The 13720-nt window shown below is 73.9% G+C and carries 13 protein-coding genes; 6 read left to right on the top strand and 7 right to left on the bottom strand.

What is annotated here, in order from left to right; all coding sequences use genetic code 11:
• Positions 1-61 precede the first annotated feature (61 nt).
• Entirely contained in the window at positions 62-976 is a 915-nt protein-coding gene (locus ABT263_RS22420; RefSeq protein WP_352292556.1) for an oxygenase MpaB family protein, read from the top strand.
• 799 nt (positions 977-1775) lie between these two features.
• On the opposite strand, the gene ABT263_RS22415 is transcribed toward ABT263_RS22420, so the two are convergent.
• Both ABT263_RS22415 and ABT263_RS22410 read right to left on the bottom strand, forming a co-directional pair.
• Complete coding sequence (locus ABT263_RS22415) at positions 1776-2633, bottom strand: SMI1/KNR4 family protein (RefSeq protein WP_352292554.1); 858 nt, start codon at positions 2631-2633, stop codon at positions 1776-1778.
• A gap of 460 nt (positions 2634-3093) precedes the next feature.
• Complete coding sequence (locus ABT263_RS22410) at positions 3094-3339, bottom strand: hypervirulence associated TUDOR domain-containing protein (protein ID WP_352292552.1); 246 nt, start codon at positions 3337-3339, stop codon at positions 3094-3096.
• A 750-nt stretch (positions 3340-4089) separates the two neighbouring features.
• On the opposite strand from ABT263_RS22410, the gene ABT263_RS22405 reads away from it, so the two are divergent.
• From ABT263_RS22405 to ABT263_RS22390, 4 genes are all read left to right on the top strand, one after another.
• Positions 4090-4623 (top strand): hypothetical protein, encoded by a 534-nt coding sequence (locus ABT263_RS22405; RefSeq protein WP_352292550.1) that lies wholly within the window; start codon positions 4090-4092, stop codon positions 4621-4623.
• Positions 4624-4819: 196 nt separating this feature from the next.
• Positions 4820-5167: a VOC family protein gene (locus ABT263_RS22400; RefSeq protein WP_352292548.1), complete on the top strand. Its 348-nt coding sequence runs from the start codon at positions 4820-4822 to the stop codon at positions 5165-5167.
• 169 nt (positions 5168-5336) lie between these two features.
• Complete coding sequence (locus ABT263_RS22395) at positions 5337-6449, top strand: TGL-type protein-glutamine gamma-glutamyltransferase (protein ID WP_352292546.1); 1113 nt, start codon at positions 5337-5339, stop codon at positions 6447-6449.
• Positions 6450-7027: 578 nt separating this feature from the next.
• Positions 7028-7891, top strand: coding sequence for a hypothetical protein (locus ABT263_RS22390; RefSeq protein ID WP_352292544.1), 864 nt, complete (start codon positions 7028-7030; stop codon positions 7889-7891).
• Between the two features lie 338 nt (positions 7892-8229).
• On the opposite strand, the gene ABT263_RS22385 is transcribed toward ABT263_RS22390, so the two are convergent.
• From ABT263_RS22385 to ABT263_RS22365, 5 genes are all read right to left on the bottom strand, one after another.
• The gene (locus tag ABT263_RS22385) at positions 8230-8799 is read right to left on the bottom strand and encodes an Asp23/Gls24 family envelope stress response protein (protein ID WP_352292542.1); all 570 of its coding nucleotides are present in this window, start codon (positions 8797-8799) and stop codon (positions 8230-8232) included.
• 474 nt (positions 8800-9273) lie between these two features.
• Positions 9274-9540 (bottom strand): DUF4235 domain-containing protein, encoded by a 267-nt coding sequence (locus ABT263_RS22380; protein WP_329485119.1) that lies wholly within the window; start codon positions 9538-9540, stop codon positions 9274-9276.
• Positions 9537-9854: a hypothetical protein gene (locus ABT263_RS22375; protein ID WP_352292540.1), complete on the bottom strand. Its 318-nt coding sequence runs from the start codon at positions 9852-9854 to the stop codon at positions 9537-9539. Before ABT263_RS22375 ends, ABT263_RS22380 begins: the two co-directional genes overlap by 4 nt.
• A 679-nt stretch (positions 9855-10533) precedes the next feature.
• A complete protein-coding gene (locus ABT263_RS22370; protein WP_352292644.1) occupies positions 10534-10905 on the bottom strand; it encodes a hypothetical protein in 372 nt (123 codons plus the stop codon).
• Between the two features lie 353 nt (positions 10906-11258).
• The gene (locus tag ABT263_RS22365) at positions 11259-11636 is read right to left on the bottom strand and encodes a nuclear transport factor 2 family protein (RefSeq protein WP_329485116.1); all 378 of its coding nucleotides are present in this window, start codon (positions 11634-11636) and stop codon (positions 11259-11261) included.
• A 327-nt stretch (positions 11637-11963) separates the two neighbouring features.
• Between ABT263_RS22365 and ABT263_RS22360 the strand changes: the two genes are divergently transcribed.
• Positions 11964-13220 (top strand): serine hydrolase domain-containing protein, encoded by a 1257-nt coding sequence (locus ABT263_RS22360; RefSeq protein WP_502885846.1) that lies wholly within the window; start codon positions 11964-11966, stop codon positions 13218-13220.
• Positions 13221-13720: the final 500 nt, after the last annotated feature.

Genomic DNA, 13720 nt, shown 5'->3' with positions numbered 1-13720 from the left:
CCGTGGGTGGCGGCCCGTGGGTGGCGGCGCGTCGGCGCGGCGCGGAACTACAGTGGCAGGTATGACCGATGGCATCTCCGGCATCCCGGCCCTCGCCGCGATCCGGCAGCGCGCCGGCGCGGAGCTGTTCGCCCGGGTGGCCGGGCCGCAGGGCCCGGCCACCCGGAGCCGGATCCACGAGACGCCGGGCCCCCGGTGGTTCGGCCCGGACCGGCCCATCCGGGTCGTCCACGGAGACGCCTCGATGTTCGTCGGCGGACTCCGGGCGCTCCTGCTGCAGTCGCTGCACCCGCTGGCGATGGCCGCCGTCGAGGCGCACTCCGGCTACCGGGGCGATCCGTGGGGCCGGCTCCAGCGCACCAGCACTTTTCTCGCGGTCACCACGTTCGGGACGGCGGCCGACGCGCAGCAGGCGGTCGACCACGTACGGGCGGTGCACGAGCGGGTCCGCGGCACCAGTGCCTCGGGGGAGGCGTACCGGGCCGGTGATCCACACCTGCTCGGCTGGGTGCACGCCGCCGAGGTCGACAGCTTCCTCCGTGCCCACCGGGCCTACGGAGAAAGGCCGTTGGACGACGAGGCCTATGACGGCTACGTGGCCGACGCCGCCGTCGTGGCCGCCGCGCTGGGTGTCGTCGACCCGCCGCGCGACCAGCGGCAGCTCGCCGGCGTCCTCGCGGCGTACCGCGCCGAGTTGCACCGGACCAGGGCGGCCCTCGACGCGGCGCGGTTCATCCTCCTCCGGCCGCCCCTGCCGTGGGTGGTCCGCCCGCCCTACGGGCTGCTCGCGGCCGGCGCGGTCTCGCTGCTGCCGGGGTGGGCGCGGCGGGAGCTCCGCCTGCCCTCCCTGCCGGTGGTGGAGGGACCTGCGGTCCGGCTGGGCGCGGCCACCGTGACCAGGGGGATCAGGTGGGCGATGACCCGCCCGCCCGGGGGCGAGGCGGGTCGGCGGGTGGACCCGGGCGTCCCGACCTGACCAGGGCGTCTGAGCAGGACCTCGGTGCCCCGAGGGGGTGGACACCCGGCGTCTACCGGTAGTGGCGGCGGCCGCCGCCCGGAGGACCACGCCGATCACGGCCAGGACCAGACCGGCGGCCGGGTTCGCTGAACTCCTCCTGCGCCGGGCGCCGTACCGGGAGGGTCGGGAAGCGCAGTGTCCGGAGTCCGTCCGCGGCCCGCGGCCGGGCGGCCATCGCGACCCCCCGCCCTGACCGGGGGGAAGGGGGTGGACAGCGACCTCAGCAGCTCGGGACGGCAGGGTGGGGACCTCACGCCGGAGGACCGGGCGCTGGCCGCCGGCCGGGGGTGGCCGGCCGGGAGGGTGCGGTGGAGCCCCAGCGGCTGGAGCGGCGGCGCGAGGCGCTCGCCGTGCCGGGGATCGGCCTGGCCCGCACCCACGGCCGCCTGGCCTGGTTCCTGGCGGGGTGCGGTGCGGCGCTCTCCTCCGTCCTGCACGGGCGGCCCCTGCCGGCGGGGTCGGTCGCCCACCGGTCATCGCCGGCGGCGCGCGGCCGACCGCCCGAACCGATTCGCCAGGCCCGCCACCGCCACGGTGAGACCGAGTCCGGCACTGAAGAGCAGGATCGTCAGAGCCAGCACCGCCACTGTCGCCATCATGAGGATCGCCCTCTCTCGTCCAGCCGTGCGGCGCCGGACCTCGTGTCCGGCGCCGTCCGGGAGCCCGCGTTCCCCGCGCGGCCGGGACCACACGGGCGTCGGCCCGCCGACCGGGGGCGAGATTCGGCCAAGTGGGCCGACGGCCCCGCCCCTCGGAGCTATTCGCCGTCCCACGCGGTGGCGGACAGCAGGGCCCCGGCCGACCAGCGGGCGTAGCGGCAGCTCACCGGCAGCGGGAAGTCGACGGCGGCGGGGCCGGTGACGGACCGCAGATCGGCGAGCAGGGCGTCGTCGGGCAGGGCCGCTGCGGCCTCGCGCAGCAGGGGGTCACCGCTCACCCGGGCCGCCGCGGCGGTGACCGGCTCCACCGTCGTAGCCTCCCGCTCCGGGTCCGGCCACCGATCGCCGAAGTGTCGGCCGAACGTCCTGATCTCGATGGCGGTGCCGGGTCCGGCCTCGGCCCGGGCCGCGGCGAGTGCCTCCTCCAGGCAGTCGGCGAGGCGCTCCAGCCAGGCGGTCAGCGACGGCGCCACGCGCACGGAGTCGGTGGCGTCCCAGAAACGGAAGACCGGGCCCCACGCCCCCGTGACCCGGTCGACGTCCACGTAGGTGTGGCCGTCGCCGTGGTCGAGGTGGACGAACCAGTGGGTGCCGGCGCCGCCGGCGTGCTCCACGTACCAGCTGCTGTCACCGGCCGGGTAGCAGCCCCGGTTGAAGGGGTGACCCAGGTCGACGTGCTCGATCGACAGGTGCTGGTTGACCGCGGACCGCGAGACCGTGATCCGCACGCCCCCGACGACCCGCAGCAGCGCGCGGATCTCCTCGGGCACCGGCGCCGGCCAGCCGTCCATCTCCTCGTCGCTGATCCCCGGGTCCAGGACCACCAGCCCCTCGGAGGACTCCGCCACCCGCCGCAGCCGCCCCGCGGTCCGTACGGCGTCGTCGCCGGCGGCGCTGCCGGCGACCTGGGCCGCGCTGGGCGTGCTCGCGGCGCGGTCGGTCGTGCGGTTGGTCATCAGGGTCCCCCTCGGTCGGTGCGTCGGCGGCACGACCCTACCGCCGGGAGGGGACAGTCCCCGCCGGACGACGGCGTCGAGCCGGGCCGCCCGGCCGGGCCCCCGGCGGCCCGTCGGCCGACCGAACGCCGTCGGCTCGATCACGACCACCGGGATCTACCGGTCGTTCCTCGCCCGGTACTCCTCGTCGGCGGGCCAGTGCTCCACCATGAGCGGCCGGGCGGCGGCCCGCTCGGCCGATACCGGACCTGGGCCGGGCACGAGGCCTTCGAGCGGTCCTGCCGGCCCGCGCTCGGGTCCCTCTTCGACCTCGCCGACTCACGCTGCAAGCCTGATGACGTGGTCGTGTTCCTCTCGGAGGGCGACCCGCCGACGCTCTTGCTGACGCCGCTCTGGCTGAAGCCGCTCTTGCTGGCGCGCCGTCAGGGCGAGCGGTGCGTGCCGGCGCCGCCGTGTCCGGTCAGTCCTTCCGCCGGCGCAGGGCCGACGGCCGGTGTACGGCCGTCCGCCCGGAGGCGGAGCTGCGCACCTCGTACTGCGGCTCCTCGGGTGAGGCGTCGACCGTCCGGCCCGCGGCCTCGACCCGCGAGGTGATCTCCCGCTCGACCCGGCCGGTCACGGTGGTTCCGTGACTACGCCAGGAGACGTGGTCGCCTCGCCGCAGCCGCTTTCTCCCGTTCCCGGTGGCGTGGGACTTGGTCGTCATGGTGCGTCCTCCCGGCTCCGACCGCGTCATGGGTCCGACCGGGCGTGTGCCCATCCTCGGCCGAAGCGAATCTGGTGGGCCGCGACAGGAGCGTGGAGCTCCAGCCGTCCGCTGCCCCGGCGCGGCGGTCGGTCGTGCGGCGGGCGGTCGTGCGGCGGTCGGGCGTCGCTCGAAGCGGCGCCCGCCGCCCCATCTCGGGCCGATCGACCGGCAAGGAAGTGTGGTTCTGCGGGACCCGGGCAGGCGTCCGGACATGGTGAGATTCGGCTACACGGTGATGAGCGGGCGGGCCGGCCCCCGGCAGCTGGTGCGGGACGTCGTCCACGCCGAGCAGACGGGCTACGACTTCGCTGCCATCTCCGACGACTACTCTCCGTGGCTGGACACGTCGCCGAGTCGATTCCTCGCGGCTCCCTGCGGCGACCGCGTCGAGGGCTTCGTCCAAGCGGTCCGGGCGTACGCCGACGCGGGGTCCGACGCGGTGGCGCCGGTCCAGGCGGCGGTGACCACCGGGAGGCCTTCCTCGACTGGCCCGAGCGCGCCCTGCTCCCCGCCCTGCGTGAGCTGTGACGCGGTTCCCGTCCCACGCCCGGGCCCCACCGGGCCGCGTCCGTCTGGGAGAACCTGCCCGTCGGCCCTGCGCTGACGTCAACCGCACGACCGCCCCTGCCCCCGTCCAGCTGACCGCCCCGTCCACCTGACCGACATCGACGTGACCGACACATCGACGTGACCGAGGAGTGTGCCCCGATGGACGCCGACCACAGCACCAATGAGTCCGCCCGCACCATGGCGGAGCTGAGTTCGCAGGCCGAGGAGGCCCGCGACCGTCTCGCCGACACGGGCGAGGAGCCCGAAGCCGCCAGCGACGTCGCTGCCCGGGCGCGCGATGCAGCCGAACAGGCCCGGGAACGCGTGCTCCGAAGCACCGAGCAGGCCCGGGAACGGGTCAGCCACGGGGTGGCCGACGCACGGGAGCGCGTCAGCCACACCGCCGAGCACGCCCGGGAACTCGTCGGCCACGGCGCGGACCAGGCCCGGCACGCCGTGGAGGAGGGGCTCGGCGGGGCCACCGACAGCCTGCGCGCCGGGGCGGTGCGGGCGAAGGCGGGTTTCGCGGGTTTCGCCGACACGGCCGGGTCGGCCGTCGCGCGCGACGGGGAGGGCCCGGCCCGGGACGTGGTACTCCAGTCCGCCCGGTACGCCGGGCCGGTACTGGCCGCCGCCGGTGCCGCCATGCTCCTCGCCGCCGCTGTCGTGGCGCTTTCCCGCCGCCGGGCCTGACGCGCCCTTGAAGGACCGCCCGGCACCGGCCGCCCTGCGGCTCTTACCTGCCCCCTTGGGCCGGCCGGGCGGGCCACGGCAGCGTGGTGGCCGCAGGGCCGGGGCAGCCCGGGGGGGCCGGAACGTGCGCGCGGGTGGCCGGCGTTTCCTGGTACTCCTGGGAGAACCAGAGGTCCACTCGCGTTTGGAGCCGTCGATGACCGTTCGCCGTGTCGTTCCCAACATCCGGTCGGAGGCCGCGGAGGAGAGTCGGCAGTTCTACGGCCTGCTGGGCTTCGAGGAGGTCATGAACCACGGCTGGATCATGACGCTCGCCTCCCCGGCCAGCCCGGCGGCGCAGATCAGCGTCATGACCGAGGACAGGACCGCGCCGGTCACACCCGACATGAGCGTCGAGGTGGACGACGTGGACGCGGCCTACGCGCTCATGCGGCAGAGCGGTGCCGAGATCGTTTACCCCTTGCAGGACGAGGAGTGGGGCGTACGACGATTCTTCGTCCGCGACCCCAGCGGGCGCGTGGTCAACGTGCTGGGCCACCGCTGACGGTGCGTCCCGCGCGGCGACCGGGCCCGTCCCGCCAGGCGCCGCGCGGCACCGCCCAGGCGTGCCCGGCACCGCCCGGGATCCGCCGATCGCGTAGACAGGGTGACGGGGTGTCACTAGTGTCCCACCGCAGGGGAGTGGAGTCGCTCGAAGCGGATGGGGGGCAGTGGTGTTCACGGTTGCTGGGCAGCACTACACGGCACAGGAACTTCTCACCAGGATCGCGGGGTTGGCGGCGGAGAAGGGCAGCGACGTGCTCTGGCACGCCGGTTACGTCGCCGCACTGCCGGAGCTGGCAGAGGCCGGCCGGACGGAGTTCTCCTCGCTGGACGCCGTCCTGGTGAGCCTGGGCGGCTGCCTCGTCGGCGGTGACGGCTACGCCTACGCCTACCGGGGGCAGGTCGACCTCACCGCGCGCAGCATCCTCGCCGGAAGGCCCGTGTTCGAGAACAGCGGTCGGGACAAGACGTTCAACCGGCTGAACTGGGTGCAACAGGGGCACGGGGACGACGCCTTCCTTCGGCTGCGCACCGGCAGTTCGCCGTACAGCGCGGTGCGCGACCTGGTGGACCACTCCGCCGCCTGGACGCTGGACTGCGCCACGTTCGTGCAAGCCGTCCAACTCGGCGCGTGGGCCGAAGCGGTAGGGAGCGACGCGTTCGACCGGCGGGTCGCGCGGCCGTTCGATCTCAAGGAGCACGGATCCACCGGGCTGACCCACCGCAAGCTCTGGTTCAGGGACTCGCAGGGCGCCGAGTTCCGGTTGCGCACCCCCGCTTCCGACCGCCTCCGAACACTTGAGCCCGTCGTCGACACGGACGAGCCGCAGTTGCTGCGCCTGGCTCCGCCGGGGAGCCGGGTGGCGTTCGTCAACGCCGACCCGAAGGCCGAAGGCAGCGACTTCGAGCGGGAGAACACCGTCAAGCTGCCCGACGGCACCTACGCCTCGCACCCGTTCGGCATCCTCTCGGCCGCGGCGACGAAGCGGGCGCTCGCACAGCAGACCGTGCTGCGCTACGGCGACGAGATCGACGCCACGCTGGCCCGCGCGGTGGCCGGCGAGCACGACTCGATCGGTCCGGACGAGGCCCGCTCCGCACAGGAGGAACTGGACCGGTTGCTCGCCGTCGACGACCGGGGGGCCCTGGTCACGTGGATCATGGACCACCGGATCTGGACGGAGAACCTGCTGTACGACGACTTCGACGAGTACGTCCACGACCTGCTCTACCTCGGCGAGGTGGAGGTCTACACGATCACCCCGGAGAGCACCGCCCGGTAGCGGCCGCCGGGCGGCGGTGCGGATGACGGCTCAGCGGGCCACCTCCGCGGGCGTCGGATCTGTGACTCCCGCGGTCCCTGGCGTTGGAGTGATCGGGCCGGGTCGCGGGTCGCGCGCGGTGTGACGTTTCAGCTGTCCAGCCTCCACCGCCGACTCCGGCGGCGGGGGTGCTGCGCCGTGTGCCGGTGGAGCGGCCGGGCCGCCCCTCGCCCCGGGGCCGGTCCGCGAACCGCACGAGGACCTTAGGGCCGAGCAGGGTGCCGCGAGCAGGATTTCGCAGGGCCGGGATCCACCGAACGCGTCCGTGCACTCCCGAGGAGAGCGCCACCGGCGCGTGACCGCACCATGATCCAGTACGAGGAACCAGCCAGTACGGCGTTCGAGGCCACATCCTGTCCACGCCGAGGAATTCAACCGACTGGTCCGCGGTAGAGCGACGCTCTGCGCCCCCGCGAGCCGTAGCCCCGACAGCCCGCCGCCGCCTCGTGAGGGTTCGGACCTGCCGAAGGACGAGATCAAGCAGTTGATCATATGTGGTGGGAATCCGATAAGGTGTCCCGCTGTCTGGGAGGGCGTACATGAACGAAAAGGCGCGGAACCTCATCCCGTGGGTAGTGCTCGTGGCCGCGGTCGGCGGCCTGGTCACCTACCGGAATCCGTGGTTCGACCCGAACCGGTCCGATTCTCCGGGGCCGGCATCTGCCGCTGGGCCCGCCTTCTCGGCCTGGCCTCCGGCCCCGGCCCTGCCCACGACTGCGCCGAGGCCGACGACCGACGCGGCGCTGCCGGGCGGCGGCACGTTCATCGGGAGCCGGTGCGGTACCAAGAACTTCCACCACTTCACACCGCCGGTCACACCTGTCCCCGAGCCCACCGGCCGGGGCGAAGGGCGGGGTCGCCGCACACCGGGCCCGCAGCTGGTCCTCGGCTCCTACGGCTTCGGGCGACACGGGGTCGACGACCAGGGGGAGTTCACCATCGATCTGCTACTGGGCCCCGGCACGGAGCGCGAGCTCGAACTGTCGGGCCCGCTCGGCCCGGAGGGCGTGGCCGTGGAGATCGAAGGACCCGAGGGGATCGTCGGCGGTGCGTACGGCCTGCCGGTCACGCTCTCCGACGACGAGGTCCCGTCCCCGGAAGGCAAGGTCCGCATCACGCCGGGCAGCGGCGGATCGGCGGGGGTCACGCTCCCCGCGCAGGCGCTGTGCCCGGGGTACGACGGCTTCGCGCTCCAGCGGGTGCTCGTGTCACCGCTGGACTCGTCGAACACCATCATCGGCGACCCGCCCTACCGGCTCACGGTCTCCATCTCCGACCCCGCCGTCGGCGCGCTGCGACGCGCATCCGGATCACCCCTGACCGGCGACGTCCTGAGCGCGGACAACCGGATCGACCTGGCACAAGGCTCCCCGGCCGACGGCCCCGCGCGGGCGGCGGTCTGAGTTCCTCCCGAACCGCCCCTGCGCCGCACCGGCGGGGGCGGCGCGTGGCTGGGTGATCAGCGGGCGCGCGGAGGGTGATCGACTCCTTGGTGCAGCTGAGTGGTGGCGCTGGGTGGCCTCTCCAGCGGGGCCGCGGCCGGCCTGCCCTGCCGCTGGAGAGAGGAGGTTCAGGGGCCGTCCGTGCCTGCGCGGGCGGCCGGTCGTTCCTGCTACTCGGTGCTCGAAGCCGGCCCGGGAGTGCGGGAGCGGGCCTGCGGTGATCGGGCCGACCGGGACCGGTCGACCGGGCGCCCGGACAGGCCGTACGGGTGGGCCCCGGACGGCCCTGAGGGTCCGGGTCAGATGACCCGTGGTGTCTCGCCCGCCGCCGGGAGATCGTCCTGAGGCAGGTGGACATCGGTGACGCGGACGTTCACCTCGACCACCTCCAGGCCGGTCATCTGCTCCACTGCGGCGACCACGGCGGCCCGGAGAGCGTCGACCGTGCGCGGGATGGAGAACCCGTACTCCGTCACGACATCGAGATCGACGGCGGCCTGCCGTTCGCCGACCTCCACCTCCACCCCGCGAGCGGAGTCGTTCCGATCAGCGCCCCCGTGATCGCCATGTGTGAGCGAAGGCCCGCCGCCCAGCCGGTGGACACCCGGAACCTCGCAGGCGGCGGTGGCCACGATCCTTGCCACCGCACCCTTCAGAACGGTCGTTCTGCCGGCGGGCGGCTCCGAGGCGTCCTGCTGCCGTACCGCGGCCACGGGACCGGGGCGCTTCGGCCCGGGGCGTCCGGGCCCGGTACCGGGCGCCGACGGGGGCTCGGCTGCTGCGGCCGTGTAGTCGCCGGGGGGCCTGGGGGCCGTCGTCGCGGGTTTCTGCACCGCACCGCTGCCCGTCGGGTTGGTGGGATAGGTCATCATCGTTCACCTGCCTGCACCTCGTGGCCGACCGTACCGGCCGACCACCGAGCACCTTCCCACCACCGGGTGGACCAACCCTGGTTCGACCGGCGACCGGCGATCGGGGTGCCGTGGCGCCGGGAGCAGGGCGGGCGGCTGAGGTTCGGCTACTGGAGATGGCCGAGCAAGGCCGGCCTCGACGTCTTCCGAGCCCGCGGACAACACGCCGCGTGCCGTCCCGAGGGGCAGCAGGCGCAGAACGCCCGGTGCCCGCTCGTGCTCGACGCCCCCGCTTGTGCTTCCCTCCCTGGTGGAACCAGTGGAACCAGTGGATCCAGTGGAAACGGGGTGGCCCGGTGTCCGGCCGGTGGGGTCGAGGCCCCATTCACGCCCGGCCCTCGGCCCGGGCGTGAACGGGGCGACCGCCGGGGGTCGTAGGGCTCGGCGTTAACCGGAGCCGGGGGCGCTGCTCCAGCTCGAAAGTGCCGTGGTTCAGGCGGGCCAGGTGCCCGTCAGGCGGTGGGTGGCGGCCGCGCCTCCCCGTTCGACGGCGGCCTTCACGGTGCCGAAGATCGCGCCCTGGAGGGCGGCCGCGACGAGTATCTCCAGCCAGGTACGGTGCTCGTCGGTCGCGTTCGGCGCGTCGTCGTCGTGGCCCAGGACCTTCCAGGTCTGCTTGAAGAGGGCGCCGGCCAGGAGGCCGGCGGATGCGCCCAGCAGCAGGCCGACCGGCCTGTAGGCGATCTTGGCGGCCTTCACCGGCGCCGTCCGAGCAGGCTGCGGAGCAGGACCACCGCGAGGACGGCTGCCGCGGCGGCTGCCAGCAGCGGCGACCGGTTGGCGCGGGCGGCCCCCACGGCCCGGCCCGCCTTCGAGCGGACCTGCGCCGGGGTGTGGTCCGCCGCGACACGCCCGGCATGCGCCGCCGTACCGCGGGCCTGGGCCGCCAGGTTTCCGGCGCGGTCCAGGACATCCTTCGGGGCGTGGTCACGCATGGTCCGGGCGGTTTTGGTGACCGTGTCGCGAACCGCCTCGGCGGCGTGTGCGACGGTCTCCTGTGCCGGGTTCTTCACAGCTGTCCCCTTTCGTCGGCGAGGGCCGGGTGCGTGGCCCGCCCGTCGGCGTCCGATGTACGGCCGAGTCCTCCGCGGGTGCGGCTGGGCCGGTACAACCCCGGCTACCCCCGAACGCGCCGCGCATCCGCCTTTGTTCGGCGCGGGCGGCCCAGGTGATCCCGTCCGGGTGGAACGGGGTCGTGGGATGACGGGGTATCGGTGGCGAGGTATGTCCGAAGCGGACGGTTTCGCCGCCGCGCCGTGGCTGCCCCGCGACAACGCCCTGCTCCTCCAGCGCCTTGCGCAGTGCCCGCACGGGGCCGCCGCTCAGCTCCCAGAGGATGCGCAGGCTCCACCGCCACCCGAACAGGTCGAGTGCGGCCATCAGGGAGAGGTCAGCGGTCGAACCGCGAACTGGTCTTCCTGGCTGCGGCGTTGGCGTGACGTGGAGTGTGCCGTCGGCGGCGCGGGGGGCGGCAGTCGGACCGCCGTTCTGGACCGGATCATAGGCAGTGCTGAGTGGTCTCGCCGACGTCATGGCGGGGCGCTGGCTTGCGGTTCTTCGAACCTGGGACCGTCCGGGGCCGGTCCGGAGGGTCTCGGCACGCTGGCCGGGGGAGCGGGGCGTCGGCGCGGATGTCGCGGACCCTGCGGCGGACCCGGGCCGGGCCAACTCCGCAGCGGGCAGCGGGCAGCCTCAGCCTGCGCGTCGGCGCGCGGAGACCAGCCGCCGCCAGCGTCGACGCTCCGTGAAGAGGGTGGCGGCGGCCAGTACGGTCACGAGGGCCGCCACCCAGGCGGGCCAGGCCAGCCACGAGGAGACCACCGCCGCCGCGAGCTGGAGCAGTACCAGCAGGATCGTGGCCCAACCCGGCACCGCGACGACCACGTTGGCTTTGTCCCCCGGGGTGGAGAACAACGTCGGAAGGCCGATCAGGGCCAGTACGGAGAGGGTGGCAAGCAGCCACGAGTAGTCGGCCAGCGCCCAGGGGGTGGCCACCCAGGCGACGAGTTCCGTCGAGAAGCGGAGCGCGGACGCAACGCGGTCGTCCGGGCGTTCCGAGGTCATTGCCCCGGCAGCGGTGTCGGTCACCTGCGGACGATCTCACGGCGCGTGGCCGACGGCCAGGGGTTCGGGGCGCCGCCGCCGCACCCCGGCTCCCCGCCCGTGCCCCGGAACGGTGCGGCCCGCTGACGCTCAGGCGGGTGGGGGAGCCGTTCTCCACCGTGTCCCTCCACGGGCGGTGGTGGCACCGCCCGTGTGTGCCTGGGAGGTGATCCTGGCCGTTCGGCTGTCCGCAGTGAGAAGGGCATCGGTTGGGGCGGACGCCCCCTCAACACCGCGGCCTGAGCGACCGCGAACCTCAGCCCCCGAACGCCGACGGGGCACGTTCAGGAGAAGGACAGCGACAGAAGGACGATTCAGGAGGCGGACGGCTCGATCTCCCCCGCAAAGACGATGAACTGGTCGATGAGGCTCCGCCGTAGATGGACGACGTCCGTTCCCGCCAGGCGGGGGCCTCCGTCCGGCGTGGTGAAGACCCACTGGTACCGGGCCCACTCGTCAGGCATGTCCACCGCTGAGCAGCGCACCATCGTGCCGCTCCCCGCCGGGTGGCGTCGGATGTCCAGCACGAACCGCTCGACTGCCGCGATTCCTTCGCTGCGACCCAACGGTCCCCAGAAGACCACGTCTGAGGTCAGGGCCCGGGAGAGCAGGGCAGTCACATAGCTGTCGTCCGAGGTGTTGAACGCGGAGATGAACGTGTCGATCGCGGAGCGTGCCGTCTCTTCCTGCATCCCCCAGTAATACCAGCCATCGCGCGTGCGCTCATCCCGCGAGCCGCCTTCCGATCACGGCGGACCGGTCACAGCGCTAGCGCTGCGACGAAGAGCTCCACCGCAACGGCGGGGGCGCAGAGGGAAGGAGGGGGTGCCGCTCGGGGCGGGGCGTCGGGCTCCGGGAGGACGGGTGGGTGGGACCGCGGTCCCTGAGGTGTCATCCCGGGGGCGCAGCGGCGAGGGGGTGGTCTCGTCCTGTGCGCGGACGACCCTCGTGGGCGGTGGGTGGTTCGCTGGAAACCACCCGGGAGGCCCCGGGAACCCTCCATCGACAGGAGTTCCTTCGTGAACGAGCGTGTGTCGCCCCGGTTCCGCCTCCGTCCCCGACCCGGCGGGCGGGCCCGCACAGCGGTGGCCGTCATCGCCGGCGCACTGACGCTCGGCACGCTGACGATCGGCGTGCCGACCTCCGCCACGGCGTCCCCGGCCTCCACGGCATCCCCGGCCTCCGGGGCTTCCACGGCCTTCGCCGCCGACCTGGCGACCGTCGGTGACGCCGCGTCCGCCTCGCGGCGGCCGGACGGAGTCCAGCAGCGGTTGGAGGCCCTGGTGAGGGACTTCAAGGCTCCGGCCGCGCTGGCCACCGTCACCGGCCGGGACGGCCGGACCCGCCGCTACACGGCCGGAGTCGGTGACCTGGCCACCGGGGCGAAGGTGCCGGTGGACGGCCAGGTGCGGGTCGGCAGCAACACCAAGGCCTTCACCTCGGTGGTCTTGCTGCAACTGGTCGGCGAGGGCAAGGTGGGGCTCGACGCCTTCGTCGACACCTACCTGCCCGGCCTGCTGCGCGGGGACGGCATCGACGGACGGAACATCACCGTCCGTCAGCTCCTCCAGCACACCTCGGGGCTGCCCAACTACACGGAATACCTGGAGGGCGACCGGCTGGACCGCTACTACGAGCCCCGGGAGCTCCTCGACCTCGCGCTCGCCCACACGTCCGACTTCACCCCTGGCGACGGCTGGAAGTACAGCAACACCGGGTACCTGGTCGCCGGGATGATCATCCAGAGGATCACAGGCCGGCCGGTGGGTGAGGAGATCACCCACCGCGTCATCGACCGGATCGGTCTGCGGCACACCTACTTCCCGGTCCCGGGGGACACCACCGTGCACGAGGCGCACCCCGAGGGCTACGACCGGCTGACGCCGGGCGGTCCGCTCACCGACGTGACGCGGCAGGACATGTCCTGGGGTTGGGCCGCGGGGGCGCTGGTCTCCACGAACACCGATCTGAACCGGTTCTACACGACGCTGATCGGCGGCGGCCTGATCGCCCCGGAGCTGCTCGCGCAGATGCGCACGACCGTCCCGGCGGACGAGCACCTCGGCCAGGGGGCCCGCTACGGGCTGGGTCTGATCAGCTTCCCGCTGACGTGCGGCGGCGTCTACTGGGGCCACGGCGGTACCCTCCCCGGCTATGTGACCCGCGGCGGCGTCACGGAGGACGGCCGCGCCGCCAACATCGCGGTGACCACCGTGCCCGCCGTCGAGGCCAAGCCGCGTATCGCCGCCGACGTGGACGCGGCCCTCTGCCGGTAGACCGGCGGGAGGGCCGGCCCCCTCCGTACCGACTCCCGGGGGATTGGCCCCCGCCTTGACGAGGAGAACGGGACGGCGGCCCGGATCCGGACGTGGCACCTGCCCGGCCTTCGACCGGATCGTGTGCGCCTGCGAGGTGATGGCCACATCACCGCGGTCGCTGTCCCGGGGCCGGGGGCCGTGGTGAGGACCACCCTCGGCTCCCGTTCCCGCGTCCGGATGGCCAGTGCGGTGCGGACCCGGCGGCACCGCACCCGGCCCTGCACCGCACCCCTCCCGCGCAGCATCCGGGCTGCGACCCGGGTGCCGCGCGGTGAGGAACCGCGGGCACGGGCGAGAAGAGCGGACCCGCCCAACCGTAGGGTCGACCGGGCTGCACGGCGGCGGCGCATCAGCCGGTGCCCCGGGCTGCGGCACCGCCGTAAGGCGCACCGCGGCCGTAGGCGCTCGTCCTCGGGTGGGTGGGGCTGCTGCCGGTTCGCCCGGGATGGGACGGAATC

The sequence above is a fragment of the Kitasatospora sp. NPDC001603 genome (assembly GCF_040298365.1).
GTDB lineage: Bacteria > Actinomycetota > Actinomycetes > Streptomycetales > Streptomycetaceae > Kitasatospora.
Note: the sequence above shows the minus strand (reverse complement) of the source record. Positions and strands in the feature narration are given on the sequence as shown.